This is a genomic window from Sphingobium sp., from assembly GCA_035196065.1.
Lineage (GTDB): Bacteria > Pseudomonadota > Alphaproteobacteria > Sphingomonadales > Sphingomonadaceae > Sphingorhabdus_B > Sphingorhabdus_B rara.
Genome location: CP136575.1, coordinates 2,852,794 through 2,879,134 on the forward strand (window position 1 = coordinate 2,852,794; position 26,341 = coordinate 2,879,134).

A 26,341-nucleotide genomic window follows, 5' to 3' on the forward strand; every position below is an offset into this window, starting at 1 on the left:
ACGCCATACCGAACCGATGCGAAATGCGGCGGGGCCGATGCGGACGTGGAATTCATGCACCGGACACGCGCTCCACTAAGCCCAGATCGGCCAGTTCTTCCAAACGGATGGCAATCAGTGCAACGGCCTCGGCACGCTTGCCAAGGTCGAACTGAGTTGCCAGCCGAGCCGCGAGCGTTGCCGCGTCGACCGCATCGTTGCGCATGGCGGCAAGCATCTGCGGCACCGGCTCTGTCACCATATGGGTGACCCCGGAACGGCGCTGATAGATAAGCGTCAGCATATCGAGCGGGTCGACAATAAGGCTGTCGGCGGGTTCTGCTTGGTAAAGTTTATCGGTCGCGGCCACGGCCAAGGCGTAACGCGTTGCCGTTAAAATTCAATCCGCTCAATCAGCGGGGCATTTGCAACGAGGCAAAACAAGTGAAACCGCTCTGCCCAGCCTGCAGCCGGCGGATATAATTCACATAGGCCTGGCTTTGTTCATAGCTCGTACCCGGCAGGGTCCTGCCTGATAAAGCCCGCTTCACTTCTTCGCCGGTAAATTTCTGGCCGGTGGCAACGAATGATCCCGGCGTATCAGGCGGCACCAGCTTGCCCGCAGCATCAATATTCATGCCTGTGCCATGCGGCCCGGGAACAGGGATCTGACAGTTAAGGACTGAGCCAGCCGTCTGCGCCAGCGCCGGACGGACCGAGACGATTGCGGCGACACCGGCCACGCCAAGCATCAGAGCCCGGCGGCTGGATCCACTCGCTTTGTTCGCGTCGCTATTACCCTCGTCACCAGTCATGCATTTTCCTTAGCAAGATCGCCGCGTAAATCCATGGCCTGAATTGTAAACATCGGGCCGCGTCTTGGAACGGGACATCCCCGCACTGACGGGTTAACGGCACGAAAAAAGGGGCAGCCATACAGGCCGCCCCTTTTCTTTATTCAATGTGATCGAAAATCGATCAGCTGGTCTTTTCCGGCATCATCGAAGAGTGTAGATGGTCGATCTTCCACGCACCATCTTCGAGCCGGTAGATGAAGGAATAGCGCGCCTTCACGTCGGTTTTTACACCGGTCGCAGCGTCGGTCAGGGTCACTGTCCAGGTGCCAAGTCGCGCTGCCTGGTTGCAGCCCATCTTGAAAGTGCTGCTATTGATCGTGCCGACCGGGCTGCCCTTGAGGAAGCCAACGAAATAGTCCTGGATTTCGCTATGGTTGGTGCGCGGCTTGTTCGAAACCGTTGCCAACAGAACGGCGTCCTTGGTGAAAAGCTTGGTCACCGTCGCAGGGTCCTTCGTGGCCCATGCCGCGTTGAATTGGCCAAACAGCCCATCGACCTGCTGCTGCGTCACCGCAGCGCATTTCATCCTCGACGTTTTCGATTTGGCTTCCGCCATAGGCGCGAATGCGACGAGTGCAGCTGCACCGCCTAGGGCCAGGATAGCGTTACGAACCATATTAACTCTCCGATATGCGTAGCGTTTCCCCGCTGCGCATATCGGAACTAATTTATGGCGATTCAACCAGGCGTTACGTCACAGCATGTAACTTGTTACGCCCATCGAACATCAACTAAAATTCGATCTGCATCCGCGCTTGAAACAGATCCGTGCCATAGGACTGGCGATCGACTGGCACAGTGGACAGCGGATCGACCAAAGAGGCAACGGGCCCGCCATTGACCTGGATGCGTCCATAGTTGACCATGAAACGGATATAGTCGATCGGATACCAGTTCAGACCGAGCAGATAGCTTGTCTGCGAACCGCCGCGCCCCAGCCGTCCCGGCAAGGCCGCAAGGCTGCCGATGCCGGTTGTGAAATTGTTGGTGAGGCCGTTTTTCAGCGCGGCATCGTCAAGATCGATATGATCGACGCGCGCCGCAATCTGGAATGCGCCCGATCCACCCTTGTTCAGCGGGTTCAGCACCTTGGTCCGCGTCCAGATACCTTCGCCACGACGATATCCGCGCGTTTCACCGGTCAGGAAGAAACCTATTTCGCCATAAGCGCCGAAGTAAGAAGGATCACCTGTCGGCGTTACGGCCAGATTGCCACCGCTGAATGCATCCAGCCCGGTTGCACGATCGCCGGCACGATAGGCATCAGCCTTCAGCCATTGACCCTCACCCACAAAATAGAGCCCCTTGAACACACCCGCAATCTCGGCCCCGATGATCCGGTCGCTCTTTGCCGCAAAATTGCCGGTATCGACGAAACGTACGTCCGTCAGCTGCGTGTTGGGACGTGCGCGATACCGGGCGACCTGTCCGGTCGATGGTGTATTGACGCCAGCAATGCCGCCATTGGATGCAAATTCACGATGCTGGTAACCGAGGCCGAAATGCAACTGCCCACCCAGAGCCTTGGGCGCGTAAACTAGGCGCGCGGCACCAATATAACCATCATTGTCGAATGTGCTGTCAATGCTGTGCGCAGCAAACATGCCAGCCTCGGCGCGCCAATCGTCATTTCCGCTATGCCAGGCCAAGGCAGCGCCAAGACGGCGGCTGTTCAGGAAGGCATCGTTGAATGCCGCGCGTTCAAGGAAGGAGTTGTTGTTCGAGCTCGAAATCTGCTCCATCCCGTTGAGCGTTTCGAAATTGCCAATGCGCACAACAAGCGGGGCATTGGCCGGGCTGTAGCTTAAAAAGACATCACCGAAGTTAACCGTCGAATTGGCAAAATCTGCCTCGACCTTATAGCCAAATCCACCCGGCATCGTTCCTTCTGCACCCAGGCGGACGCGGCGGACGCGGCTGTTGAAGCCGAGGTTACGGTTGGCGGCATAATCGCCGGGCAGACCAACATATCCGGTATCATAATGCAGGCGGCCACGCGGCTTGAATGTCCATCCACCGTCACCCTTGATTTCAGCCGCCCCTTTGAAGGCGATTTCGGGTGCAGGCTTCGAATCGGGCTTTTTCTCAGGCGCTGGGGCAGGTTGCGGCGCAGGCGCGGCTGCGACCTTTTCGACCTTCGCCGAAAGTTCCGCGAGTTGCGCCTTCAGCGCAGAAACCTCTGCACGCAATGCCTCGACCTCGGCATCGTTCGACTGCGCCGCAGCTGGATCGGCCATTGCCAGGGCGATAACCGCCGTACCTGCGAGATAGATCGATTTTGCCAACGTCATAAAAATTGCTCCTGCATCATGCGAACAAGCATGTTGGTCCGCATGATGCAAGGCCTGCCCGTCGTCGGTGACGGGCAGTATGACGCTTTTGTTGCAGCTATGTTACAATTTAAAAATGCTGCTGTTAGATGATCGTCAGAATGCCACGGTCACTTCCATCCCGACAGTGCGTGGCGCATTGAAATTGGCATAATCACCCAGCACCAGCCTGTTGGCGTTCGAACGGCGGTAGATGATAGAATTGTTGAGAAGGTTCCGCGCCCAGAGCGCGACTGTCATATTCTGGCCGTTATCCGACATCGGAATTTCAGCGAGCGACAGTCGGGCATTGACGATAAAGCTCTTGTCGGTTTTCACATTCTCACTGGCAAAGGTAAAGGCAGGTGACGAATAATTTCCGTCGACATGCAGCTTCAACATTGCGCCATTGGCACTGACCGGAATGTCATAATCGATCGAACCCGACAGTGCGTGCTTGGGCGTGTAAAGGATATACACGTCCTGGAACACCGGCGTTGTCACCGGCGGCGTCAATGATGCGTTAAGCTGTTCCTGAACTGTATTCCGCGCGGGCGGAACCTTGGTGTGGGTATAGGCATAGGACATTCCAAGCGACAGGCCATCTGCCGGCCGCACCGTCAGATCGGCTTCGATGCCGCGAATTTTCGTCGTCCCGGCGGCGTTCACGGTTTCCAGCGTGTTCCGCACGGTGCCATTGGTTTGCGGGATGAAGAAGTTGAAATCGACCTGTGTGTCGGTGCGATCCATGATGTAGCCGGCTAGGTTCAGGCGGACGAGGCGATCGAAAAATTCGGTCTTCGCGCCAACTTCGTAAGACTTCACGGCCTCCGGACCGAACGACCGGTAGTTGAGCGAGCGTGAACTGGCCCCGCCGGCGCGATAACCGGTCGCATATTTCGCATAGAGATTGATGCTGTCGCTTGCCTGCCAGGCAATCGTCGCAAGCGGATCGAAGCGGCGGTCATTTTCGCGGAAGGTGAAACTTGTCGCCGCTCCATTGACGGTGAAAAGGCGACCATTTTTCTCGTCACGGGTCATGCGGCCACCCAGCGTGAGCGCAAGCGTTTTGAGATTATAGGTCGCCTGGCCATAGACGGCATAGCTTTTTGCAAAGGCGACGCTCGCACGCGCAACCGGCGATAGCGGATAGGTAGCCGGATCGATGATCGAATAGGCGGTTCCGTCGGCGTTCCAGCGGTTAGTGTTGGGCGTGCGCGCAGAATCTTCGGCGCGTTCGTTGAAATAATAACCGCCAAAGACATAATCAAGATCGCCGGCTTTGCCGACCACTTGCAATTCCTGGCTGAACTGGCGCTGATCGAGCGTGGCGATGCTGTAGCGGCTGAAGCTGCCATTGGGTGCGAAAACCGGGGTGCGATTGGCAAGACCCGAATTGTCGAACTGCCGGTCGCTTACGGTGCGCCAAGCGGTGATTGAACGGATCTCGGCATCGTCGGTGATGTCCCAAGCCAGTTTTGACGTCACGCCAAAGGTTTTGCCAATGCTGGGCTGTTGCAGCACGCCGACAGAGGCGGTTTTAGCGCGCTCGGGCTGGACGGTTACAAGGGCGGGAAGCGGTGCCACAAAGCCAGACGGCAGGCGCCCGCCATTGGCCTGGATCTGGGCAACGGTTGCAACAGGGCGACCGGTGGGGTTGAAATTGATCAACTGGCTAAGGAAAGCCGTGCTTTCATCATGGCCCGAATCGATCGAGAAATCGGCGGTGAAATCTTCGCTGGGCTTCCAGCGAACGGCGGCGCGGCCACCATAACGGTGAAAATAATTCCAACCCTTTTGCCCGGCGAGCGGGTTTTGGGTGGTGGCATTCTGATGCTGTAGCGACGCGTCCAATTTGATCGAGAAGCCCGCAACTTCAGGCAGATCAAGCCGCAGCGTGCCATTGTAACGCCCGTAATTGCCAAGCCCTGCCGTCACGCGGCCGCCAAATTCGCCGCTCGGTGCGCGCAGCACCATATTCACGGCACCGCCTTCGGTGTTCCGGCCGAACAATGTGCCTTGTGGCCCTTTCAGCACCTCAATCCGTTCGACATCAAGGAAGCCGGCATTCAGACCATGCTGGCGGCCGAGATAAACGCCATCAACATAAACGCCGACACCCTGTTCGCGCGCCGGCTGATTGGCATCATCAGGAACGATACCACGCATGCCGATGGTCAGCGCGGTCTGGCGCGATTCAAAGGTCGAAATGCGCAGCGAGGGGATACCGCCATCACCCAGATCCAAAAGGCTTGATGCCTGACGCTTTTGCAGATCCTCATCGCTCATCACCGCAATTGCGATCGGCGTTTCCTGCAAATTGGTTTCACGCTTGGTCGCGGTCACGACAATGTCGACCAGCCCGCTGCTATCCTGCGCCTCGCCAAAGGCTTCACCGCCAGCTTCAACGGCGCCTGCGTCAGCATCAACAGCCATGGCATCGTTGGCAAATGCCGGCACCGTTGCAAAAGCTGCAAGCGCGGTGCCTGCGAGAAAAGCGGATCTTGGAAACATAATGGTCACCCCGTGTGATTCGTTGCTGTTGGGGCGGCACTAGGGCGGCGACGTTACAGGCGAGCGACGCTTTGGTGACGGATCAGCGTCAGATTATTGACCGATTTATGACAGTGGGACGCCCTGCTTTACGCTTGCGTAAAGCTAAGGGTCGTGCCAAGTCGCGCCGCATCCATTATCTGTGCGGGGTTCGGAAAAGACGCCGCGCGTCAATCTAGCGTCAGGAGAAAAACCATGACCATCAATTTCAAGGATAAAGTCGCAATTGTGACCGGCGCTGGCGGCGGTCTGGGTCGGGCCTATGCGCTCGAACTCGCAAAGCGCGGCGCAAAGGTTGTTGTCAACGACCTTGGCGGTTCGCGCGACGGCACCGGCCATTCGGACGCCGCGCTGCAGGTGGTTGAAGAAATCAAGGCTGCCGGCGGTGAAGCCATGTCGAACGGCGGCAGCGTTACTGAATATGAACAGATGGTGGAAATGGTCGCCAAGGCAAAAGAAGCCTGGGGCGGGGTACATATCCTTATCAACAATGCCGGCATCCTGCGCGACAAGAGCTTTGCGAAGATGGAAATTGCCGACTGGAAATTGGTCATTGACGTCCACCTGAACGGTTCGGCCAATTGCACCAAGGCGGTGTGGGATATGATGCGCGAACAAAATTACGGCCGCATCCTGATGACCGCTTCATCGACCGGCCTGTACGGCAATTTCGGCCAGGCCAATTATGGTGCGGCAAAGCTGGGGCTCGCAGGCTTCACCAAGACGCTGTATCTCGAAGGCGCGAAATATAATGTGAAGTGCAACACAATCGCCCCGATCGCTGCCACCCGCATGACCGAAGACATCCTGCCGCCTGCGGCCTTTGCGATGTTCGATCCGGTCAATGTCGTGCCTGCTGCATTGTTCCTGGTATCCGAAGATGCGCCGTCCAATGTCATCATGGGTGCGGGCGCAGGCTTCTTCCACACAGCCAATGTCACCATGACGCAAGGCAAGTTGCTGTCGGGTGATGATCTAACGCCGGAGGGCGTTGCTGCCAATTTCGCCGAGATCAGCGATCGCGCCGGTGAGATGGTTCCCCAGTCGGGCGGCGAACAGTCGATGCAGGCGATGAAGCTGCTGCAGGCCAAAGCGGGCTAAGCTGCCTTCTGAAAGTTCAAGAAACGCCCTCCTGCCACGCGGCCGGGGGGCTTTTTCTATGGCTCGACCAGTTTCAAAAGTTTGCGTTCGACCGGCGCGAGAACGGGGGCCAGTTCATGCCCACGTTTCAACACCGCGCCGCCCTCACCGATCAACGCCCACATCCCCTGCTTGTTTCGCAATGCAGGGTTTTTGACGATGCGATATTCGGGCCGCTCGGCAGTGCGGCGAAAGGCGGAAAAGACGGCCATGTCGCGACCAAGGTCAATCGCGTAATCGCGCCAATTTCCGGCAGCGACCATGCGGCCATACAGGTCGAGAATGCGGGTCAGTTCGTCACGGTCAAAACCCACTTGGCTGGGCAAGCGGGCGCTGACCGGAAAGGGTGTGATAACCGCGCTCAAGCCGAGGTCCGACCGCCCTTCTTGCCGCTATTGCCCTTTGCCGCTGCCGCAGCATCACGTTCTTCAAGCAACAGGGCCAACCGCTTTTGCAGGGTTTCCATTTCGCACTGCAGGATTTCCAGCTTTTGCGTCGCCGGATCGAATCTTTCGGTGCAGGGGGTACCATAGGGCACAAAATTCTGGGTTTCAGGCTTGACCTCAACCAGCGTCGGCTTGGCAGGAATGCCCACCATTGTCGCGCCTTCGGGAACATCCTTGGTAACCACGGCATTGGCCCCGATACGGCTGTTCGCGCCAACATATATCGGCCCCAATATGGCGGCGCCGAGACTGATGATCACATTATCGCCGATCGTGGGATGGCGCTTTCCGCCCTGCCCTCCGGTCGGGTTAGTGCCGCCGAGCGTCGCACCCTGATAGATGGTAACATTATCCCCGATTTCAGCAGTTTCGCCGATCACGACAAAGCCATGGTCGACAAAGAAAAACCGCCCGATCTGCGCCCCCGGATGAATATCGATCGCGGTCAGAAAGCGGGAAAAATGATTCACAAAACGCGCAAGGAAATACATCTCTCCGCGAAACAGCCAATGCGCAACGCGATGAAGGGCGAGTGCCCACACGCCCGGATAGAGCAAAATCTCCCAGCGGCTGCGCGGTGCAGGATCGCGCGCCTTGATGGAATCAAGATAGTCGACGATGTTTGAAAGCATCGCTGTTACGTCTCCCGCCGCATTTTTTCCGGCCTTTTCCATGGACATTCTCCTGGTCTGGCTCGGGTCGCAATAAGGAACATAGTCATCCCTTGCCGCTTTTGCCATTGTTTCCGTCACAGCAGATGACAATTACACATGGCTTAAATCGGTAAAATCGATTAATGAAGCGTCTATTAATCGACAGGACAGCCATAAATGAGCACCTATCTCCCAACGCTCAAACAGCTTCAATATCTGGTCGCACTCGAACAGCATGGCCATTTTGGCAAGGCTGCGGACGCCTGTTACGTCACCCAGTCGACACTGTCGGCCGGGATTCGCGAACTCGAATCACTGCTCGGCCTGGTGCTGGTGGAACGGACACGGCGGGTGGTACGATTCACCCCGCTTGGCCAGAAAATGGTGCTGAAGGCGCATCGCATCCTGCGCGAAGCCGAAGAACTGGCCGACATGGCGCGTGCCAGTGGAAAGCCGCTCGCAGACGAACTGCGGATCAGCGTCATACCCACCATCGCGCCCTTCCTCCTCCCGCGCCTGCTACCCGAACTGCGCAGTCGTTATCCCGACCTGAAACTTTACCTGCGTGAGGAAACCAGTGCCGCAGCCTGCGATGCGCTACATCGGGGTCAGGTTGATTGTGTGTTGCTGGCACTCCCCTTTGCCTGCGGAGATATCGAGCATGCGACGCTCTTCCGCGACCGGTTCTTCGTCGCTTTTCCTAAAGGTGAACCGGACAATCCACCGAATACGATCCTTCCCGAAATGATCGACGAATCACGGCTATTGCTGCTTGTCGACGGCCATTGCCTGAAAGATCATGCGCTGGCGGCCTGCAACCGCCCCGAACTGCGCGCGTCGGCGATGATGCTGGGCACATCACTGCACACGCTGATCCAGATGGTCGATGGCGGGCTGGGCCAAACACTGATCCCCGAAATGGCAGTGAAATACGGGCTGTTGAATGGAACGCAGGTGCAGGCGCGGCCATTGGAGGCACCCTACGCCAATCGCGAAATTGCCCTCGTCTGGCGCACGAACAGCCCACGCCAGCCCGAGTTTGAGCTTCTTGCAAACATCATCCGCGAGGTCGTTTCTGTCTGACGGCAGCGAGGGTCAACCGGGAACGTCATCCGCGGTCATTGATCCCACCGTTCGGCCCGCGCCATATCGCTATCCTTGGCCTCGACCCAGATGGCCGCACCGTCGCGAAATTCCTTTTTCCAAAAGGGCGCGTCGGTTTTCAGCCGATCGATCAGATAGGCACAGGCTTCCAGCGCATTCGCCCGGTGCGACGATGCCGTCACGACCAGCACAATCGCTTCGCCGACCGTCATCCGCCCGACACGGTGGATGATGGTGCAGCCCGCAAGCTGCCAGCGGCGCATGGCGTCCTCGCAAACTTGCGCCAGACTAGCTTCAGTCATCCCAGGATAATGTTCAAGCTCGATGGCATCGACCCCGCCATCACGCCGGACTATTCCGGTAAAGGTCGCAACCGCGCCGATAGCTTCTCCGTCCAAGGCGGCAATTTCTGCCGCTGTATCAAATGCCGCGCGCTGGATACGGACGGTTATCATCCGCCAGTAACCGGCGGAAAAATCGCAAATTCGCGCGCGCCATCAAGCGGCGCATCAGCCTTCACCATGATCTGGTCCAAAGCGAAACGAAGCCGATCACGCCGTGCAAAAGCAGATGCATGGGCAGGTGACTTGCCGCACAGCCACTCAACCGCATCGGCAACCGTCACGATGCTCTGGGGGAATTCGACCTCTTCACTGTCGGTGGCAATTGCCTCGCGCACCGCCGCAAAATAAACAACCCGCATCATCAATCCATATGCTTGACGCCGGCGCGCAGATAATCCCAGCCGGTGATCAGCGTCAAAATGGCTGCAACCCAGAGCAAACCGAGCGCGGTGATTTTCAGCCAATCCCATAGCGGCAACGCACCTGCAAGGATCAGCCCACCAAAAGCAACAAGCTGCGCCGTCGTCTTCCATTTCGCCATTTTGGAAACCGGAACGGAGACCTGAAGCCCCGCCAGAAATTCGCGCAGGCCGGAAACCGTGATTTCGCGCAGCAATATGACCAGCGCGGCGATGACATGCCAGCCATCGATATCGCGGGTGAAGACGAGCAACAGGATGACCGCACCGACCATGATCTTGTCGGCGATCGGATCAAGAAAGACCCCCAGTTTGGAGACGGTCCCTTGCGTGCGGGCAACATAGCCGTCGAAATAGTCGGTAATCCCCATCAAGCAGTAAAGCGCAAAGGCCAGCCAATAATCGACCGGCAGCGGCTGAATGCTCTCAGGCTTCACCCCCGGCCACAGCAGGAAGACCAGCATAGGCACCGCCAGAATGCGCGACAATGTCAGGATATTGGGGAGGCTCAACATTGTCATTCCATCCTATCTCTGCGATTTGGCAACAACAGCCGCGTTTTGGGTTCGGTCCTCAACTTCAGGGTAGCTGAGCCACAAACTGCCTAATGCCGACTTTAACGGGTCGAGCCATTTTTCATAGGCGCGCCATTGATCGACACCGTCGCGATTGATCGGACGGCGCACCTGTTCACTCGATGCTGTGCGGACTGCGCGGCGGTTTTCATGGAAGTTGAGGCAGGCCTCTTCAAACGGCACGCCAACATAGTCGAGCATTGCCCGCACATGCACCTCGGGTTCCTCGATCAGCTGTTCATGGATCACACGATGCACCCGACCGGGAAGCACGCGATCAAAATGTGCCATCAACCGCACATAATCGGCATAATAGCGCCCCATGTCGGATAGGCTGTAACTGAATGCCTGTCCCTTGGCGAAATGCTGGCGGAAATTGGAAAAGCAGCAGTCAAGCGGATGGCGCCGCGCATCAATGATCTTCGCGTTGGGCAAGATCAGGTGAATAAGGCCGGTGTAGATCCAGTTGTTCGGAAGCTTGTCGATAAAGAATGGACGATCCGTCTTGCGCTGAACGCGGGTGCGGTTCAGAAAATCGTCTCCCAGTTCAGCCAAACGGTCTGCCGACATCTGGACAACGGCATCAACCCAACCGCTGGCCACGCCCTTGCCCTCGCGAAGTGCGATTGCCGGCATGTCGGGCAACTCCATCGTGCCTTCGATCAGGCTATGGCTCGCCAATATCTGTTCAAGCAGCGTTGAACCTGCCCGCGGCATTCCCAGGATGAAAATCGGATCGGCAGCGCCCTCTTCCAGATTGGAACGGTTGGACAGGAATTCTGGGGTGAAGCGCGCGATAATCGCATCGACATGCGCGGTAATGATGTCGGGATCATATTGCAGCTGGCCGTGCCTTATCCGGTTCGCCTGGTCATAATGGCCAAATGATGCCTCCGCCTCGCGCCGGTCGTCATAAGCCTTGCCCAGCGCAAAATGCAAATGCAGCCGATCATCGTCGGAGAGGCTATCGCCGCTGTTCAGCGCATCTTCCATGGCGGCGATATCGGCGGCGTCAAATTGCACCGTTTTCAGATTGGCAAGGCTCCACCAGACTTCGCCCAACGTCGGCTCTTCGGCAAGCGCGCGCCGGTAGGCAGCAATGCCTTCGTTCTGCTTGCCAACGGTTTTCAGCACATGGCCATAGCTCATCCAAAGCTTTGCATGCTGCGGGAACCGCTCAGTCAGCGCGCCATAAAGTGTCAATGCCTCGTCATATTCGCCAATACGGCCTAGCGCGGCAGCCATCAGGCTCTGCCCGCCGGCATCATCACCTTCGGCGGCGAGAACGTCGTTCAACAGCTCGACCGTCTCTTCAAACCGGTTCTGCCGATACAATATGCCGGCAAGATTGCTCCGCGCGACAATGAAATCCGGCGCGAGTTCGAGCGCACGCCGGAGCAGTGCCTCACTATCCTTATATCGCCCGAGCCGCGCCGCCAGTTGCGCCATCAGTCGGATCGCCGCGACATCCAGCGGATCTTGCCGCAAATGGGCGCGCAATAACGGTTCGGCATCCGCCAGACGGTCTTCGTTGATCGCCGACGCCGCTTCGATCAGGTCGGGATTGCGGATGCCACGGTTGACATAGCGACTGACCGGATCGGTGGATTGCGGGATCATGGACGCCATATCTAGCGCAGGCCGTGCGCCGCGCCAAGCGCCACGTCGGAAACATAGATACGCGTTGCGTCATCCCCGGCGCTGTCAAACAAGGCCGCCTCTGTACCAGTCATCCAGACCTGGCTGCCCGTCGCCGCAAGCCGTGCAAAAAGCGCAGTGCGCCGTTCAGGATCAAGATGTGCGGCAACTTCATCGAGCAACAATATGGGCGGTGCGCCGCGTATGTCGGCAACAAGGCCCGCATGGGCGAGGATCAGCGACAAGAGCAGCGCCTTTTGTTCCCCAGTTGAACAGGATGCCGCTGCTTGGCCATGGCCTTCATGCCGGACGATCAGATCATTGCGGTGCGGACCTGAAAGGGTCCGGCCGGCCGCACGATCGCGCGGACGGCCCTGACGCCACATCGCGATATAGGCATCGCGATCAGGTGTGGCAGCATCTTCCAGTTCGATCAGCGGCCGCGCAAAGATGGACGGCGGCATGCCCGCCAACCTTGCCGACAATTGCGCCACCGTGCGCGCCCGGCTTTCGGCTATGGCGACAGCCGGATCGGCCATCGATGCCTCGATCGCATCGAACCAGGCTGCGTCACGCTGCCCTTCGGAGAGCATGCGGTTGCGTTGCCGCATTGCATTTTCATACCGGCTGCTGTTGCGCGCATGGGCGGGTTCGAGCGCGAGTACCAAGCGGTCGAGAAACCGCCGCCGGGCCCCAGAACCATCGACGAACAATCGGTCCATCGCCGGCGTCAGCCACAATATCGCGAGCCATTCCGAAAGATCGTTGATCGCGGCATTGGCGCCATTGATATGAACGATCCGGCGCCCCGGCTGCTGCCCCAGCACGCCTGTTCCCAATGCCGTTGCCCCCATATGCGCGGCCACGGTAAAGCCGCCCGCACCTGCTTGACGCGCCATTTCGTGCAAATTGGCCCGGCGCAGCCCGCGTCCGGGCACCAGCAAGGATAGCGCTTCGAGGATATTGGTTTTGCCTGCCCCGTTCGCGCCATGCAAAATGACAAATCGGCCGGCGGGTTGCACGCTTATCGCCGCATGATTGCGAAAATCGGTAAGGTCCAACCGGTCAATAACCATGACAAGGCCCTAGCGCAGCACAGGCCGCGGTCAACGCCCAAATAAAAAGGCCCCCACGGCCGCGATCGCACGCAACATAGATGCGAATGGTTGGGATATTTTCCCAATGTTCAGCTTTGCGATATGCCACGATAAATATGTAAACTCTCTTATATATTTGTTTTTATTATAATTCCTATTGTTGGCACGGCTCATGCAATCTCATCGATATCACCGGAACATCCCGGAAAGCCAATATAAGGAACTTTAAAATGACCATTTCGACCCGCAATCAATTCGCTTCGCTATTCGCCGCGATCGCATGCGCCTTCATCACCATCGGCACCAGCATCGCTCCTGCCATCACCTCGGTATCAACCCAACTTGCCTGATCGGCAGGTCTGACTTTCAAAAAGGAATTTGAGATGAACACCCAACACCGCAACCAGCTTTTCGCATTCACAGCCGCCATGTTCTGCGCCTTTGTCATGATCGGAACCAGCATTGCACCAGCGCTGAACGGCGGGATCGTCTGATGAGCCTGAAATTTGAAAACAAACCCGCAATCCAACCCCTCAAAGGAAATAGTAAAATGACAAAACTCATGCTTGATCGCACCAACAAGAAAATCTGGGGCGTATGCAGCGGCGTTGCCAAATGGACCGGCATGGATGTGACTGTTATCCGGGTCATTTTCGTACTCGCGACTTTGTTCGGCTTCGGCTCTGCCTTGCTAATCTATGCAGCGCTTGGCCTGATCCTCGATTGATCAGCCGGCGCTGCGCGCGAGTTGCATCCATTTTGGTGTTGGAAACTGGATTTTCACTTTTGGCATGATAAGGCCCATGGAAATCAAGCATGTTTTCGAGGCGGCTTTGGATGCCATATAGCGCAAAAGGAAAAAGCGAGCCCGCCAAGGGCATCGAATTTCGTCGCTATTCGCGTGGCGACGTCAACATTACGATTGACCTGCGGGAATTTGGCGGCGGGCGCATGCAGGCGCAGATTGTCGACATCTCCCAATCGGGATGCCGCATCGCCACCGTCAGCCATCTGAACGACCATGGGCGGATATTCATCACGCTGCCCGGATTCGGCCCGCTCGAGGCAGAGGTCGTCTGGCGGATCGGCGAAAGCTATGGCTGCGCCTTTGTTGCCCCGCTACACCCTGCCGTTTTCGACCATATCCTCGCAAAATTCCCTTCGCTTGGCCCGGGCTGATCTACGGACGGCTTTGGCGCAGCCTTCAATATGGTCGCTGGCAGCCCGATAGCATAACCTTATGCTTTGCGGGATCAGGCCACTTTGCGCACGAACACACTGCCCGCCGAATAGCCTGCCCCAAACGAGCAAATCAGGCCGATATCGCCCGCCGCCAGATCATCGCTATGCTTGTGGAAGGCGATGATCGAACCCGCGCTTGAGGTGTTGGCATAAGTATCAAGTACGGTGGGGCTTTCATCCTCATTGGCTTCATGGCCCAGCACGCGCTGTGCAATCAGGCGGTTCATTCCCTGATTTGCCTGATGCAACCAGAGACGGCGCAGCTTGTTGCTATCCAGTCCCAACTGCGCAGCATGGTCGACGATCATATGCGCGACCATCGGCACCACTTCCTTGAAGACCTTACGCCCTTCCTGCACGAACAATTTGTCCGTCTTGGGGCCACTCTGGTCGACAGGTCCCTTGCCTTCGGCGCGATTCAAAAAGCCGAAATTGTTGCGGATGTTATTGCTATACTGGGTCTTCAAACGGGTGCCGAGGATTTCCCAATGCTTGGCCGGGGCAAGATCCTTCGCCTCGACAAGGATTGCGGTCGCCACATCGCCAAAGATGAAATGGCTGTCGCGATCACGCCAGTTCAAATGCCCCGAGGTAATTTCCGGATTTACGACCAGCACCGAACGCGCATTGCCAGCGCGAATATAGTCTGCGGCGGTCTGTATGCCGAAGGTAGCGGACGAGCAGGCGACATTCATGTCAAAGCCAAAGCCGCGTTCCATCCCCAGTTCATGCTGGATTTCAACAGCCATCGCCGGATAGGCGCGCTGCAGGTTTGACGCTGCGCACAAAACCGCATCGACATCGGCGATATCGCGCCCTGCCTTGGCAAGCGCGTCGCGGCAGGCGGCAACGCCGATTTCCGCCATCAGCGAAATCTGATCATTGGGGCGTTCGGCGTAACGCGGTTCCATAAGCGCCGGATCGGTGATCGCGCTTTTGTCGATTACATGCCGGGCCTTGATCCCGCTTGCCTTTTCGACAAACTCGACCGAGCTGTGCATCAGCGGCTCCGCGTCGGGATTTTCCGTGTTATAGCGATCCACATAAGCGTTGAAGCTCGCGACCAGCTCTTCATTGGTGATGATGTCGCTCGGCGTGTAAAGGCCGGTCGCTGAAATGACCGGGGTATGGGCGTCTGTCATGGCAATCCCGCTTTATTTTTCATTCTGCAATTTGTCGCCTAGCGCCGTGCGATAAGGGAAACAAGCCAATTGCATTTGAATGTAACGGAGGGCATTGTCCTTCGTCAGGGGTAGGAGGGTCGCACCAGAATGGCGTTGCAAACGCGCACACCGAGCTTGATCTCGCGCGCCGTAAAGGCGTTGCTGATGTGGTTTTTCCGGCGTCAGGGCTGGACCGTACAGGGCGTGGTTCCCGAACCGCGCCGCTTTGTCATTATAGCGGCGCCGCATACGTCCAACTGGGATTTTCTCTATTATCTCGGCCTGACACAAACTCTGGGTATCCAGCCGCATTTCATGGCGAAAAAATCGCTGTTCCGCTGGCCGATCACCAACTTTCTGCTCGATATCGGCGGCGTACCGGTCGACCGTTCCAAGGGTGGCAATTATGTGCAGGCGATGATCGATGAATTTGATCGTCGGAAAGAGTTCATGCTGACAATCGCGCCAGAAGGTACGCGCGGGTCGGTCAAGCAATGGAAAACGGGGTTTTACCATATTGCAATGGCTGCCAAGGTGCCCATGGTAGTGGGCATGATGGATTATGGCACCAAAACCGGCGGGCTGGGCCCATTGATCTGGCCGACCGGCGATTATGATGCCGACATGGCGAAGGTCGCCGCAATCTATTCGAGCGTGACGCCGAAGCATCCGGAAAAGCAGATGGCGAGCATAACGGGAGTGAAAGACGCATGACCGATATTTTGAGCCTTTTGGCGCTGAACCTTATGATCCTGTTCGCAGCGATCCTTCTGCTTTGGGCTTATGCGGTACGCATCCGCGATGTGTCTTTCATCGATGCCTTTTGGGCATTCGGGATGGTCATCCTAGCCTGGTCTAGCTGGTTTCAGATCGACGGCGACGGCCGCCGCGCAGATGTACTGCTGGGGCTCACCACCCTTTGGGGCATGCGCCTCGCCATACATTTGGTCACCCGCTGGCGGCACGAAGGCGAAGACCCGCGATATAAAAAGATCATGGGCCATGCGATGGAAACCAAAGGCTGGAGCTGGGCAAAAACCGCGCTGCTGATGGTTTTTCTGACGCAGGCTCCCTTGCTGTTCATCACCGCGCTACCTGCCCAAATGGGCATCTGGGCAAGTGAGGGCGGCCGCACGGTCATGGGTCCGATAGCTTGGCTGGGCATCGCCATCGCATTGATCGGCATTCTTTTTGAAACCGTCGGCGATGCGCAGCTTAAGGCCTTCCGCAGCAATCCGGCCAATAAGGGCAAGGTGCTCGACACCGGGCTATGGCGCTTTACGCGCCACCCCAATTATTTCGGCGACGCTTGCACATGGTGGGGTATCTGGCTGGTTGCGGCCGAAACCGGGCCGGTCGGCTGGGTGAGCGTCATCGGCCCGATCTTCCTGACCTTCACTTTGACCAAATGGTCGGGCAAGCCCTTGCTCGAACGCAGCCTTAAGAAAAACCGGCCCGATTATGCCGCCTATATCGAGCGGACTTCCGGCTTTTTCCCATTGCCGCCTAAAAAATAAATGTTGGGGATTTGTCATTCCTGCGAAAGCGGGAATCCATGGTCTGTCGGGTCAAAGTAAACCGACACTTCCTATCATGGATTCCCCATCAAGTCGGGGATGACAATTTTTCACAGCGGCCGGCTCACTTCACCAGCCAGACCTCACCATAGCCGTTAAATGCCGGCGCGACCTTGTGCTTCACCTCCCGGCCCGGCGCGAAGGCAAGATCGGGGAAGCGTTCGAACAGCAAGGGCAATGCGATTTTCGCCTGCGCCTTGCCGAGCCCTGCACCCAGGCAATAATGCGCGCCGCCGCCAAAAGCGAAATGCTGCACATTTTTCCGTTCAATATCAAATTTATGCGGGTCAGGGTTCATTTCGGGATCCAAATGCACGCCGAAGAGCGACATGTGGATCGTATCACCCTTGGAAATCTGCTTGTCGGCGACCTGCATATCTTGGTGCGCGCTGCGTAGCACCTGCGTCACCGGCGGCTCGACCCGCAGGATTTCATCCATCGCATTGTCATGCAAATCGGGGCGCGCCTTGAACTTGGCAAGCTGATCCGGATTTTTCAACAATTGGACGACGCCCGCCCCGAGCATGTCGGTGGTGGTCGAATTGCCTGCAATCAGCAGCAAGCGGATAAGCAGCACGATATCCTGTGTGGTAAGGCTGTCGCCCTCCTCCTCAGCCTGCGCAAGGCGGGTGATCAGGTCGTCGCTCGGCTGGGTCCGGCGAATATCGACTTCGCGCGCCAGATAATCGGCAAGCACGGTCGTCGATTCCTCATATAGCGCGGTCTGCTCGGGCGTGCGGAAAGGGTTCAGCGCCTGCATGCAGCCCAGCGACCAGCGGCGGAAATCCTTGCGGTCTGCGGCATTGATGCCAAGCAATTCGGCCATGACAGTCGTGGGCAAGGGCGAACCGAACAGCGCGACAAAATCAAACTCGCCTTCTGCCGCTTCAATATCGTCGGCAAGGCCGCGGGCAATTTCTTCGATCCGCGGCAATAACGCATCGACAGAGCGTTTGTTGAACGCTTTTAGCACCAAGGTTCGCTGCCGTTTATGCTCGGGATCGTCGAGCATCAGGATCGACAATTCCTTGCTGTTATTGCCGTAGAGCGTCTTGGAGAAACTGCCTTCATTCGCCTTGCGCGGGTCGGCATTCAGGTCGCGATTCTTGATCAGTTCCGACACCTCCTTGCCGCGCGTCAGGAAATAACGGCCCAATGCCTGATCATGGTGCACCGGATCGGCGGCGCGCAGACGATCAAGCGGCACCCAAGGCGTTTCGCGATAGGTCGGATCAAGCGCAGAAAGCTGGTAGCCGGTGGGAAGCGGCTGATCTTCATCGGACATTTTATATCGACCCCCTCATGTATACCACCTATCCAAAGGATAAGCAGACTGAGCAGCAATTCAAGGCATAGCGCGCATCAATCAGCGAAGGATTTCAGCGCACCGGCATTTCGCGCGTTAGCATCGCCGCAGCCCTGTACAGCGCGATCAGTTCGGCAAAATCAAATTCGGCGCGGATCGGCAGGTCGCCCGACAGTCGCGTCTCGATCACGACAGGCACCGGACCTTCCTGCTTCAACAGGGCATCGCTATAATCCGGGCCTTCGAACACCGCCGTCCAGGCTGCGGCATCATCCGGATCGCCGAGTGACTGGTTCAGCCATTCCGCCATCACCGGTGGACGTGCGCCCGCCGTCAAGGTCACCGGTGCGAGCGGGCGTCCGGTGCCATCAGGCCAGTCATAGGCGCTGATCGACAGGCCAAGGCGGTAATCTTCATTCTGGTTCTGCAAGACGAGCAGGCTCGCCCCCTTGGCGCCAAAGCCGGTCGTGCACTGCATCACCGCCGCTGCGCCGCCGCGATAGCAGCGATATTCTCCCTTGCGGGTCGGATAGGTAGCCGCCGGGGTTTCGCCGCTCAGCGAAAAGACGATGCTGTCGCCTTGATACAAGGCGCGCAATTTTGTGCCGTCGCGGATAAAATCCTCAACAAGGGCAATACCGATAGTGCGGGTCTTGCCGTCAAGCGTTTGGGCACAGCGCAACCGGCCACCAAATTGGGCGCGCGTGACCGTACTGGGCATCAATTGCGGGGTGCGAGCAAACCCGATCTGGTCAGCGCGCGCAGACAGCGCCGGGGACAGTTGGTCGGTTATGCTGCAACTTGGCACCGTCCCGCGGTCGGCAAGGTCAACCTCGGGATTGGCCAGCACAGAAGTTGCTGAAGCGAAGGCGAATAAGCCGGCGACAAGGAATGATAATGCGCGCTTGCGATCCATGTTGATGCCCTAGCTGCCCCGATAGCGACCGACAAGCACCGCTTGCGCTGTGCCGCGACACCGCACATATGTTCGGCCATGAATATCTTGCGCTCGATCAGCTTCGGTTTTGCCCTATTGCTTGCCGCAAGCGAACTGGCCCGCTGGGCGGGGGACATCCGCCTGATCCCTCTGGCTTTTGACGAGCTTGCCGTGGCAGCCGCCCTTTTCGCCGCAGCCTGGATGCTTCCACGCACCGGACCTGCCCCATTGGCGGCGGCATGGGGGCTGTTCAGCGGGCTGATGCTCGGCCTTTTCGTCCCGACGCTGGACCATCTGCTGTTCGGGCCACCCAAACAGGGCGCACTGTTTTACAGCATCGTTCTGGGCGTGATGATGGCCGGAGGATTATGGGCGACATGGGTCGCGGCGCGGGCATCCTCTAATCGGGCCGCATTACCTGCGTCAGACTAAGCCCGTTTCCGTCGGGATCAGAAAAAAACGCAACCTTTGCCGAACCATCAGGCGCGGTCCAGATCCCGGATGCGTCCTGCCCCAGCCCCTCATAGATCGTGAAAACAATCCCCCGATCGGTCAGCGCCCGCACTTGCGCCTCGATATCATCAACCTTCCAGCCGAGCACGGGATGGGGCCCGGGCTGGTAATCGGGAATTTCGGTAATCCGCAAAGATGCACCATCAAGGTCGAAAACGGCGGCAAACCCGTCATCAGCCACAAAGTTTAGCCCTAATTTCTCTCGGTAAAAATCCTCTGCAGTCTTGCGATGGCGGGTCAGTATGAAGGCAATCGGGGTATAATGGGCCAAGCTCATGGCGCGTTCCTCCGCATAAGGAGCAGGTGAGAAAGCATAGCCGAGCAAACGCCTTGGCCTAAAGAAGCGCGATGCGGTGTGCATCTTGTCGCTCCATATCGCGTCGACCTGCTCATGCCTCGCCTGTCCGGACGAGACGACCCGTGGGCTAAAGAGTATAACGCAGCGAGCCCAAATGCAATCGGCCCGCGGCATGACCATCCGCGCAGCAACTGTCGCCGGTTCAAAGCGTCTTGATAATCGCCGAGAAGTCCAAACCGCCCTGCCCGGCCTTGTCGAACGCCTCATAAAGCGCAGCGGCCTTTTCGCCCATCGGCACATCGGCCTCGACCAAAGCTGCGGCTTCCATCGCCAGTTTCAAATCCTTCAGCATCAGTGCGGTCGCAAAGCCGCCTTGATAGTCGTTGTCCGCAGGCGATTGCGGGCCGACGCCAGGAACGGGGCAATAGCTGGTCATCGACCAGTTCTGGCCCGAAGCCTTTGACGAAATGTCGTAAAATGTCTGGAGGTCTAGGCCGAGTTTATCTGCAAGCTTGAACGCCTCGCAGGTCGCGATCATCGATGCGCCCAGCAACATATTGTTGCAGATTTTCGCCGCCTGCCCTGCGCCGCTGGCACCTGCATGGATCACCGCCTTGCCCATCGCGGCAAGGATGGGCTCGGCCCGGGCAAAAGCGCTGCCGCTGCCGCCGACCATGAAGGTCAAAGTGCCACCATTGGCTGCAGCAATGCCGCCCGATACCGGCGCATCAACCATTTCATAGCCGGCTGCGGTCGCATCCGCCGTCACCTTGCGAGCTGTATCGACATCGATTGTGGAGCAATCGAGAAGGATAGCACCTTTGGGCGCTTGGTCGATGACATCGCCTGCATAGACGTTGGCGACGATCTTGCCGTTGGGCAGCATCGATACAACCGCTTCGACATCGGCCACCGCATCGCGCACGTTGGTGAAGGTCGCGCAGCCATTGTCCTTCGCGCGCGCCAGTGCCTCTGCCGACAGATCAAATGCGTTGACGCTATGTCCAGCCTTCACAAGGTTCGCGGCCATCCCGCCGCCCATATTGCCGAGACCGATAAAGCCTATTTTCATTGGCGTAACAAATCCCTTCCGACGATCATCCGCATCACCTGATTGGTGCCTTCAAGGATCGAGTGAACGCGCAGGTCGCGCCAGAAACGCTCGATCGGATAGTCGCGCAAATAGCCATAGCCTCCGAACAGTTGCAGCGCCTTGTTGACCACCTCGCTGCCATTATCGGTTGCAAGCCGTTTCGCCATTGCCGAGAAACGGCTCTTGTCGGGCGCGTTGGCGTTCACCTTGCACGCGGCCATATAGAGCAGCGCGCGCGCAGCTTCGAGGTCGGTTGCCATATCGGCGAGCATGAACTGGGTGTTCTGGAAATCAGCAACCGGCTGACCAAATTGCTGCCGTTCCTTGGTATATTTCACCGCCTCGTCGAGGCAACGTTGCGCCCCGCCGAGCGAACAGGCCCCGATGTTGAGGCGCCCGCCATCAAGCCCCGCCATCGCAAAGCGGAAGCCATCGCCCTCCGCGCCCACACGGTTGGCAACCGGCACGCGGCAATCTTCAAAGATCACCTGCGCGGTGGGCGATGCATTCCAGCCGAGCTTCTTCTCAGGCGCGCCAAAGCTGAGGCCGGGCGTATCCTTTTCGACGACGATGCAACTGATACCCTTCGCCTTTTCATCGCCGGTGCGGACCATGCAGACGTAAAGATCATTGACGCCTGCACCCGAAATGAATTGCTTGGTGCCGTTCAAGACATAATGGTCGCCATCCAGCCGCGCGCTGGCTTTCAACGCCGCTGCGTCCGACCCCGAGCCCGGCTCGGTCAGGCAATAGCTGGCGATTTTCTCCATGCTGACGAGGTCGGGCAGATAGCGCGCCTTCAATTCTGCCGATCCAAAACAGTCGATCATCCAGGCGGCCATATTATGGATCGAGATATAGGCGCTGGTCGCAGGGCAGCCATAGGCCATCGCCTCCATGATCAACGCCGCTTCCAGCCGACCAAGCCCGATCCCGCCATTCTCTTCCGAGATATAGATAGCGCCAAAGCCAAGCTCGCCTGCCGCCTTCCACACATCAACCGGATAATGGCTCTTCTCGTCCCATTCGCCCGCAAAGGGCGTAATCCGATCAGCGGTAAACTTTTTCGCCATATCCTGAATGGCGAGTTGGTCTTCGGTGAGGTCGAACTGGTTCGTCATTGATCACCCCATGGTCGGAATGATGAACGCGTTTGTGCCATCGGGTGAACCATCGGGCCAACGTGCAGTGACCTTTTTCACCTTCGTCCAGAATTTGATGCCTTCCATACCATATTGGTCGGTGTCACCAAAGCCGGAGCGCTTCCATCCGCCAAAGCTGTGATAGGCAACCGGCACCGGGATCGGCACGTTGATGCCGACCATGCCGACATTGACGCGTGCGGCAAATTCGCGCGCAGCATGGCCGTTGCGCGTAAAGATCGCAACGCCATTGCCATATTGATGCTTGCTGGGAAGGCTCAGCGCCTCCTCAAAATCCATTGCGCGGACGATCTGCAGCACGGGGCCGAAAATCTCTTCCTTATAGCTTTCCATGTCGGTGGTCACATGATCGAACAGGGTCGGGCCGACAAAATAGCCGTCCTCATGCCCCTGCAGTTTGAAGCCGCGCCCGTCGATGACGAGTTCGCCGCCTTCATCCGCGCATTTCTGGATCCAGCCTTCGACCTTGGCCTTGTGCTGCGCCGTAACAACCGGGCCATAATGCGCGTCGGGATCGGTCGAGATGCCCAGCTTCAACGCATGGATCGCAGGGATCAGCTTTTCCTTCAGGCGCTCGGCGGTGTCATTGCCGACGGGAACAACGACGGGCAGCGCCATGCAGCGCTCGCCAGCCGAGCCAAATGCCGCGCCGGTCAGGTCGTTCACCACCTGATCAAGATCAGCGTCGGGCATGACGATGCCATGGTTCTTCGCACCACCCATCGCCTGCACGCGCTTTCCGGCAGCAACGCCGCGATTATACACATAATGCGCGATGTCGGAGGAACCGACAAAGCTGACCGCACTGATCGCCGGATGGTCAAGGATCGCATCGACCATTTCCTTGTCACCGTGCACGACCTGGAAAATGCCCTCGGGCATTCCTGCCTCAAGGAACAGTTCGGCCAAACGGTTGGGCACGCTCGGGTCACGCTCCGAAGGCTTTAGGATGAAGGCATTGCCGACGCTGGTTGCTACCGCGCCCATCCACAGGGGGATCATCGCCGGAAAGTTGAACGGCGTAATACCAGCGCCAATGCCCAGCGGCTGGCGCATCGAATAGACATCGATGCCAGGGCCGGCGCCTTGCGTATATTCACCCTTCAACACATGTGGCAGGCCGCAGCAAAATTCGACAACCTCCAACCCGCGCTGGATATCGCCCTTTGAATCGGCGATCACCTTGCCATGCTCGGCGCTGAGCATATGGGCGAGTTCATCCATATTCTTTTCAACAAGCGCCTTGAAATCAAACATCACCCGTGCGCGGCGCTGCGGATTCATCGCGGCCCATGCCGGTTGCGCCGCTTGTGCAGCCGCGACAGCCTGATCGAGAACCGTCTTGTCGCCCAGCACAACTCGACCCTGTACCCCGCCATTATTAGGATCCATAATGTCGCTGAACCGCGATGCTGCAGGCGCGCCGCCCACAAGGAAATGATCAATTTGTCGCACTATGCTGCTCCCGCCCGAATTCGAATTTTTGCGGCCATAGCGATTTGACGCGCAAAGCGAAATGCTGAGTTTGCATAGGGGGGCTCGTATCGTGAAGAAAATGCGATCCGGCCTTGAAAGATTTAATTGCGCGATTAAACCGCTGTTGCACGATCGGCTTTGCCGAACAGGAGAGGATGATCAATGTCGTTGCTTTATGACGAAGGCCAGCAGGCTATCGCGACCGAATCGCGGCGCGTACTTGAAGCAAAGGTGGCCAGCGAAACCTTGCTACCGCTGCTTGAGAAAAAAGGCGAGTTTCACGCCGCCTATTGGGACACGGCGCGCGAACAGGGATGGACGGCGCTGGCGCTACCCGAAGCCTATGGCGGCATAGGATTGGGTCTGGTGGATCTTGGCCTTCTGGCCCATCAGATCGGCCGCAGCCTTGCCGGTGCGCCCTTCCTGACCGGATCTTTCGGCGCAGCGCGCGCCATTCTCGATCATGGTGATGAAGCGCTGAAGCAAGCATGGCTGCCGAAATTGGCCAGCGGCGAAGCAATCGGTGCCGTTGGCTTTGCCGAAGGCCAAGCCGTGCTGGGTACGACCCTCAAGCTCGAAGGCGGTGCGCTCACTGGCACCAAGCCCTCAGTCGTCGGTGCGCTGAAGGCCGACGTTGCAGTCGTGCTCGCCAATGATGGCGGAGAAGCTGTTCTTGCCGTCGCCGCATTGGACGGGGTGGAGCGCCATCTGGTCGACAGCTTCGACAACAGCCGCTGCTATGCCGACCTTGTATTTGCCGGCACAGCTGCCACGGTGATCGCGCGCGGACAGGCGGCGATGGATGCGGCACTTAACAATCTTGCGCTGCAATCGGTCGTCACTGCACATGAACAAACAGGCGGCGCAGAGGCATTGATGGAACGGGCGCGCGACTATGCCTGCACCCGCAAGGCCTTTGGGCAGCCGATCGGCGCATTTCAGGCGGTGAAGCACCGCATCGCCGAAATGTATGGCCTTGTCGAACTTGCCCGGGCGAGCGCAATCCACGCCGCCGGGATGGAAGGAACACCGCAATTCCTGACCGCGGCCGCCGCCGCGCGCATTCAGGGAACCGAAACCTATGATACCGCATCGCGCGATTGTATCCAGCTGCATGGAGGCATCGGCGCGACATGGGAGGCGGGGATCCACCTTCATATGCGTCGGGCCCGCAGCCTCGCAATTGAACAGGGCAACCTCTATTTCTGGGAAGATATACTGACTGCACAGCTGGCAGGAGAAGGCAAATGAGCGATCTTGAAACCTACCGCCAGAAAGCACGCACCTGGCTTGAATCGGTTGCTGGCGAATTTGGCCGTGAGGCACGCCGTGGCAACAATGTCGAGGAAGACCTTGCTGCCGGCCGCCGCTACATGGCCGCGCGCCATGATGCGGGCTATGCCGGGATCAACTGGCCCACGGAAATGGGCGGTCAGGGTCTTGGCCATCTCGAAAAAATCACCTTCGAAGCCGAAGAAATGCAGTTCGGTATGCCGAGCGGCTATTTCGGCATCTCGCTGGGCATGCCCATCCCGATCATGATGCGCTATTGCGAAGACAAGGCCTTTGTGAAGGAGCGCGTAATCAAGGCGCTGCGCGGTGAGGAAATCTGGTGCCAGCTTTTCTCCGAACCCTCCGCCGGATCGGACCTTGCGGCACTGCGGCTGCGCGCCGAACAGGAAGGCAATGGCTGGAAACTGAACGGCCAGAAATTGTGGACCAGCTGGGCGCAATATTGCGACTATGGCGTGATCGTTGCCCGGTCTGACCCGACCGTTGCCAAGCATAAGGGCCTGACCTATTTCTGGGTTGATATGCGCGCGCCGGGTGTCACGGTACGCCCGGTCAAGCTCGCTGGCGGCGACAGCCATGTGAACGAAGTGTTTTTCGACGATGTGAAGCTCGACGACAGCCACCGTCTCTCACCCATTGGCGGCGGCTTTGGCGTAGCGATGACGACGCTGATGATCGAACGCTATATCGCCACCGACAGCGCGGGTTTCGGTCCGCATCTCGACCTGTTCGTGAACCTTGCCAAGGACATTGAAGTCAATGGCAAGCCTGCGATCGAGGATGGCCGCGTACGTTCGGCAATTGCGCGCAACTATGCCATGCGCAATGCCCTTGACGCGATTACGGCACGGGCAATGAAGATGATGCAGGCCGGCATGGAGCCGGGGCCGGAAGGTAGCCTGCAAAAACTGGTCGCGGTGCGTTCACGACAGAAACTGTCTGAACTGGCACTCGATCTGATGGGCACCGACGCCTTCCATTTCGACGAACATGCCTATGTGAAGGAAAATTGGCAGACGAGCTGGATCAACGCGCCCACTGGCCGGATCGCCGGCGGTTCGGACGAAACGCTGCTCAACAATATCGCCGAACGCATCCTCGGCCTGCCGCAGGATCATCGCCCTGACAAGGGCATCCCGTTCAACCAAATTCCTGCCTGAGGAAAC

The 26,341-nt window shown here is 58.0% G+C and carries 28 protein-coding genes; 9 read left to right on the forward strand and 19 right to left on the reverse strand.

What is annotated here, in order from left to right:
• Window positions 1-52: 52 nt before the first annotated feature.
• The 5 genes from RSE16_13810 to RSE16_13830 form a co-directional block, all read right to left on the reverse strand.
• Window positions 53-349 carry an HPr-rel-A system PqqD family peptide chaperone gene (locus RSE16_13810; GenBank protein ID WRH75759.1) on the reverse strand — a complete coding sequence of 99 codons (297 nt, stop codon included), beginning with the start codon at window positions 347-349 and terminating at the stop codon, window positions 53-55.
• A gap of 43 nt (window positions 350-392) precedes the next feature.
• A complete protein-coding gene (locus RSE16_13815) occupies window positions 393-731 on the reverse strand; it encodes a hypothetical protein (GenBank protein ID WRH77371.1) in 339 nt (112 codons plus the stop codon).
• A gap of 226 nt (window positions 732-957) precedes the next feature.
• Entirely contained in the window at window positions 958-1,452 is a 495-nt protein-coding gene (locus RSE16_13820; GenBank protein ID WRH75760.1) for an SgcJ/EcaC family oxidoreductase, read from the reverse strand.
• A gap of 115 nt (window positions 1,453-1,567) precedes the next feature.
• Window positions 1,568-3,127, reverse strand: a complete 1,560-nt coding sequence (locus RSE16_13825; GenBank protein ID WRH75761.1) for a porin — start codon at window positions 3,125-3,127, stop codon at window positions 1,568-1,570.
• Between the two features lie 135 nt (window positions 3,128-3,262).
• A complete protein-coding gene (locus RSE16_13830) occupies window positions 3,263-5,659 on the reverse strand; it encodes a TonB-dependent receptor (GenBank protein WRH75762.1) in 2,397 nt (798 codons plus the stop codon).
• 234 nt (window positions 5,660-5,893) lie between these two features.
• Here RSE16_13830 and RSE16_13835 point away from each other — a divergent pair, with 234 nt between their 5' ends.
• The gene (locus RSE16_13835; protein WRH75763.1) at window positions 5,894-6,799 is read left to right on the forward strand and encodes an SDR family NAD(P)-dependent oxidoreductase; all 906 of its coding nucleotides are present in this window, start codon (window positions 5,894-5,896) and stop codon (window positions 6,797-6,799) included.
• Between the two features lie 56 nt (window positions 6,800-6,855).
• On the opposite strand, the gene RSE16_13840 is transcribed toward RSE16_13835, so the two are convergent.
• Both RSE16_13840 and epsC read right to left on the reverse strand, forming a co-directional pair.
• Window positions 6,856-7,203, reverse strand: a complete 348-nt coding sequence (locus RSE16_13840; GenBank protein ID WRH75764.1) for a DUF2794 domain-containing protein — start codon at window positions 7,201-7,203, stop codon at window positions 6,856-6,858.
• The gene (gene epsC / locus RSE16_13845) at window positions 7,200-7,916 is read right to left on the reverse strand and encodes a serine O-acetyltransferase EpsC (protein WRH77372.1); all 717 of its coding nucleotides are present in this window, start codon (window positions 7,914-7,916) and stop codon (window positions 7,200-7,202) included. Before epsC ends, RSE16_13840 begins: the two co-directional genes overlap by 4 nt.
• Window positions 7,917-8,114: 198 nt before the next feature.
• Between epsC and RSE16_13850 the strand changes: the two genes are divergently transcribed.
• A complete protein-coding gene (locus tag RSE16_13850; protein WRH75765.1) occupies window positions 8,115-9,020 on the forward strand; it encodes a hydrogen peroxide-inducible genes activator in 906 nt (301 codons plus the stop codon).
• 35 nt (window positions 9,021-9,055) lie between these two features.
• Here the strand turns inward: RSE16_13850 and RSE16_13855 are convergent, their stop codons facing one another.
• The 5 genes from RSE16_13855 to recF are packed head-to-tail and all read right to left on the reverse strand — an operon-like array spanning window position 9,056 to window position 13,093.
• On the reverse strand, window positions 9,056-9,496 hold the full coding sequence (locus RSE16_13855; protein ID WRH75766.1) for a molybdenum cofactor biosynthesis protein MoaE: 441 nt from the start codon (window positions 9,494-9,496) through the stop codon (window positions 9,056-9,058).
• A complete protein-coding gene (moaD, locus tag RSE16_13860) occupies window positions 9,493-9,747 on the reverse strand; it encodes a molybdopterin converting factor subunit 1 (protein WRH75767.1) in 255 nt (84 codons plus the stop codon). The genes RSE16_13855 and moaD overlap by 4 nt, the downstream gene beginning before the upstream one ends.
• The gene (pgsA, locus tag RSE16_13865) at window positions 9,747-10,319 is read right to left on the reverse strand and encodes a CDP-diacylglycerol--glycerol-3-phosphate 3-phosphatidyltransferase (GenBank protein WRH77373.1); all 573 of its coding nucleotides are present in this window, start codon (window positions 10,317-10,319) and stop codon (window positions 9,747-9,749) included. The genes moaD and pgsA overlap by 1 nt, the downstream gene beginning before the upstream one ends.
• A gap of 12 nt (window positions 10,320-10,331) precedes the next feature.
• A complete protein-coding gene (locus RSE16_13870) occupies window positions 10,332-11,999 on the reverse strand; it encodes a sulfotransferase (GenBank protein WRH75768.1) in 1,668 nt (555 codons plus the stop codon).
• An 11-nt stretch (window positions 12,000-12,010) separates the two neighbouring features.
• A complete protein-coding gene (gene recF, locus RSE16_13875; GenBank protein ID WRH75769.1) occupies window positions 12,011-13,093 on the reverse strand; it encodes a DNA replication/repair protein RecF in 1,083 nt (360 codons plus the stop codon).
• A gap of 571 nt (window positions 13,094-13,664) precedes the next feature.
• On the opposite strand from recF, the gene RSE16_13880 reads away from it, so the two are divergent.
• Together RSE16_13880 and RSE16_13885 are read left to right on the forward strand one after the other, a co-directional pair.
• A complete protein-coding gene (locus RSE16_13880) occupies window positions 13,665-13,841 on the forward strand; it encodes a PspC domain-containing protein (GenBank protein WRH75770.1) in 177 nt (58 codons plus the stop codon).
• A 110-nt stretch (window positions 13,842-13,951) separates the two neighbouring features.
• Window positions 13,952-14,293 (forward strand): PilZ domain-containing protein, encoded by a 342-nt coding sequence (locus tag RSE16_13885; GenBank protein ID WRH75771.1) that lies wholly within the window; start codon window positions 13,952-13,954, stop codon window positions 14,291-14,293.
• 74 nt (window positions 14,294-14,367) lie between these two features.
• Here RSE16_13885 and RSE16_13890 read toward each other — a convergent pair whose 3' ends face one another.
• The gene (locus RSE16_13890; protein WRH75772.1) at window positions 14,368-15,498 is read right to left on the reverse strand and encodes a beta-ketoacyl-ACP synthase III; all 1,131 of its coding nucleotides are present in this window, start codon (window positions 15,496-15,498) and stop codon (window positions 14,368-14,370) included.
• A 129-nt stretch (window positions 15,499-15,627) separates the two neighbouring features.
• Here RSE16_13890 and RSE16_13895 point away from each other — a divergent pair, with 129 nt between their 5' ends.
• The gene (locus tag RSE16_13895) at window positions 15,628-16,233 is read left to right on the forward strand and encodes a lysophospholipid acyltransferase family protein (protein WRH75773.1); all 606 of its coding nucleotides are present in this window, start codon (window positions 15,628-15,630) and stop codon (window positions 16,231-16,233) included.
• On the forward strand, window positions 16,230-17,036 hold the full coding sequence (locus RSE16_13900) for a DUF1295 domain-containing protein (protein WRH75774.1): 807 nt from the start codon (window positions 16,230-16,232) through the stop codon (window positions 17,034-17,036). The genes RSE16_13895 and RSE16_13900 overlap by 4 nt, the downstream gene beginning before the upstream one ends.
• A gap of 124 nt (window positions 17,037-17,160) precedes the next feature.
• Here the strand turns inward: RSE16_13900 and RSE16_13905 are convergent, their stop codons facing one another.
• Together RSE16_13905 and RSE16_13910 are read right to left on the reverse strand one after the other, a co-directional pair.
• Window positions 17,161-18,381: a cytochrome P450 gene (locus tag RSE16_13905; GenBank protein ID WRH75775.1), complete on the reverse strand. Its 1,221-nt coding sequence runs from the start codon at window positions 18,379-18,381 to the stop codon at window positions 17,161-17,163.
• A 94-nt stretch (window positions 18,382-18,475) separates the two neighbouring features.
• Window positions 18,476-19,318 (reverse strand): hypothetical protein, encoded by an 843-nt coding sequence (locus RSE16_13910; protein ID WRH75776.1) that lies wholly within the window; start codon window positions 19,316-19,318, stop codon window positions 18,476-18,478.
• A 78-nt stretch (window positions 19,319-19,396) separates the two neighbouring features.
• Here RSE16_13910 and RSE16_13915 point away from each other — a divergent pair, with 78 nt between their 5' ends.
• Window positions 19,397-19,771 carry a hypothetical protein gene (locus RSE16_13915; GenBank protein ID WRH75777.1) on the forward strand — a complete coding sequence of 125 codons (375 nt, stop codon included), beginning with the start codon at window positions 19,397-19,399 and terminating at the stop codon, window positions 19,769-19,771.
• Here RSE16_13915 and RSE16_13920 read toward each other — a convergent pair.
• The 4 genes from RSE16_13920 to RSE16_13935 form a co-directional block, all read right to left on the reverse strand.
• Window positions 19,740-20,129, reverse strand: a complete 390-nt coding sequence (locus RSE16_13920) for a VOC family protein (GenBank protein ID WRH75778.1) — start codon at window positions 20,127-20,129, stop codon at window positions 19,740-19,742. The two genes, RSE16_13915 and RSE16_13920, sit on opposite strands and share 32 nt — an antisense overlap.
• A gap of 223 nt (window positions 20,130-20,352) precedes the next feature.
• Window positions 20,353-21,222, reverse strand: coding sequence for a 3-hydroxyisobutyrate dehydrogenase (gene mmsB / locus RSE16_13925; GenBank protein WRH75779.1), 870 nt, complete (start codon window positions 21,220-21,222; stop codon window positions 20,353-20,355).
• Window positions 21,219-22,364, reverse strand: a complete 1,146-nt coding sequence (locus tag RSE16_13930; GenBank protein ID WRH75780.1) for an acyl-CoA dehydrogenase family protein — start codon at window positions 22,362-22,364, stop codon at window positions 21,219-21,221. The genes mmsB and RSE16_13930 overlap by 4 nt, the downstream gene beginning before the upstream one ends.
• Window positions 22,365-22,367: 3 nt before the next feature.
• Window positions 22,368-23,861 (reverse strand): CoA-acylating methylmalonate-semialdehyde dehydrogenase, encoded by a 1,494-nt coding sequence (locus RSE16_13935; GenBank protein WRH75781.1) that lies wholly within the window; start codon window positions 23,859-23,861, stop codon window positions 22,368-22,370.
• Window positions 23,862-24,044: 183 nt separating this feature from the next.
• Here RSE16_13935 and RSE16_13940 point away from each other — a divergent pair, with 183 nt between their 5' ends.
• Entirely contained in the window at window positions 24,045-25,133 is a 1,089-nt protein-coding gene (locus tag RSE16_13940) for an acyl-CoA dehydrogenase family protein (GenBank protein WRH75782.1), read from the forward strand.
• Window positions 25,130-26,335, forward strand: a complete 1,206-nt coding sequence (locus RSE16_13945; protein WRH75783.1) for an acyl-CoA dehydrogenase family protein — start codon at window positions 25,130-25,132, stop codon at window positions 26,333-26,335. The genes RSE16_13940 and RSE16_13945 overlap by 4 nt, the downstream gene beginning before the upstream one ends.
• The last annotated feature ends 6 nt before the right edge of the window (window positions 26,336-26,341 follow it).

Bases quoted from the DNA above. Each gene is read 5' to 3' on its own strand.
- RSE16_13815 (WRH77371.1), bottom strand. From the start codon at position 731: ATGCTTGGCGTGGCCGGTGTCGCCGCAATCGTCTCGGTCCGTCCGGCG.
- RSE16_13820 (WRH75760.1), bottom strand. From the start codon at position 1,452: ATGGTTCGTAACGCTATCCTGGCCCTAGGCGGTGCAGCTGCACTCGTC.
- RSE16_13825 (WRH75761.1), bottom strand. From the start codon at position 3,127: ATGACGTTGGCAAAATCGATCTATCTCGCAGGTACGGCGGTTATCGCC.
- RSE16_13830 (WRH75762.1), bottom strand. From the start codon at position 5,659: ATGTTTCCAAGATCCGCTTTTCTCGCAGGCACCGCGCTTGCAGCTTTT.
- RSE16_13835 (WRH75763.1), top strand. From the start codon at position 5,894: ATGACCATCAATTTCAAGGATAAAGTCGCAATTGTGACCGGCGCTGGC.
- epsC (WRH77372.1), bottom strand. From the start codon at position 7,916: ATGCTTTCAAACATCGTCGACTATCTTGATTCCATCAAGGCGCGCGAT.
- RSE16_13850 (WRH75765.1), top strand. From the start codon at position 8,115: ATGAGCACCTATCTCCCAACGCTCAAACAGCTTCAATATCTGGTCGCA.
- RSE16_13855 (WRH75766.1), bottom strand. From the start codon at position 9,496: ATGATAACCGTCCGTATCCAGCGCGCGGCATTTGATACAGCGGCAGAA.
- moaD (WRH75767.1), bottom strand. From the start codon at position 9,747: ATGATGCGGGTTGTTTATTTTGCGGCGGTGCGCGAGGCAATTGCCACC.
- pgsA (WRH77373.1), bottom strand. From the start codon at position 10,319: ATGTTGAGCCTCCCCAATATCCTGACATTGTCGCGCATTCTGGCGGTG.
- RSE16_13870 (WRH75768.1), bottom strand. From the start codon at position 11,999: ATGATCCCGCAATCCACCGATCCGGTCAGTCGCTATGTCAACCGTGGC.
- recF (WRH75769.1), bottom strand. From the start codon at position 13,093: ATGGTTATTGACCGGTTGGACCTTACCGATTTTCGCAATCATGCGGCG.
- RSE16_13880 (WRH75770.1), top strand. From the start codon at position 13,665: ATGACAAAACTCATGCTTGATCGCACCAACAAGAAAATCTGGGGCGTA.
- RSE16_13885 (WRH75771.1), top strand. From the start codon at position 13,952: ATGCCATATAGCGCAAAAGGAAAAAGCGAGCCCGCCAAGGGCATCGAA.
- RSE16_13890 (WRH75772.1), bottom strand. From the start codon at position 15,498: ATGACAGACGCCCATACCCCGGTCATTTCAGCGACCGGCCTTTACACG.
- RSE16_13895 (WRH75773.1), top strand. From the start codon at position 15,628: ATGGCGTTGCAAACGCGCACACCGAGCTTGATCTCGCGCGCCGTAAAG.
- RSE16_13900 (WRH75774.1), top strand. From the start codon at position 16,230: ATGACCGATATTTTGAGCCTTTTGGCGCTGAACCTTATGATCCTGTTC.
- RSE16_13905 (WRH75775.1), bottom strand. From the start codon at position 18,381: ATGTCCGATGAAGATCAGCCGCTTCCCACCGGCTACCAGCTTTCTGCG.
- RSE16_13910 (WRH75776.1), bottom strand. From the start codon at position 19,318: ATGGATCGCAAGCGCGCATTATCATTCCTTGTCGCCGGCTTATTCGCC.
- RSE16_13915 (WRH75777.1), top strand. From the start codon at position 19,397: ATGAATATCTTGCGCTCGATCAGCTTCGGTTTTGCCCTATTGCTTGCC.
- RSE16_13920 (WRH75778.1), bottom strand. From the start codon at position 20,129: ATGAGCTTGGCCCATTATACCCCGATTGCCTTCATACTGACCCGCCAT.
- mmsB (WRH75779.1), bottom strand. From the start codon at position 21,222: ATGAAAATAGGCTTTATCGGTCTCGGCAATATGGGCGGCGGGATGGCC.
- RSE16_13930 (WRH75780.1), bottom strand. From the start codon at position 22,364: ATGACGAACCAGTTCGACCTCACCGAAGACCAACTCGCCATTCAGGAT.
- RSE16_13940 (WRH75782.1), top strand. From the start codon at position 24,045: ATGTCGTTGCTTTATGACGAAGGCCAGCAGGCTATCGCGACCGAATCG.
- RSE16_13945 (WRH75783.1), top strand. From the start codon at position 25,130: ATGAGCGATCTTGAAACCTACCGCCAGAAAGCACGCACCTGGCTTGAA.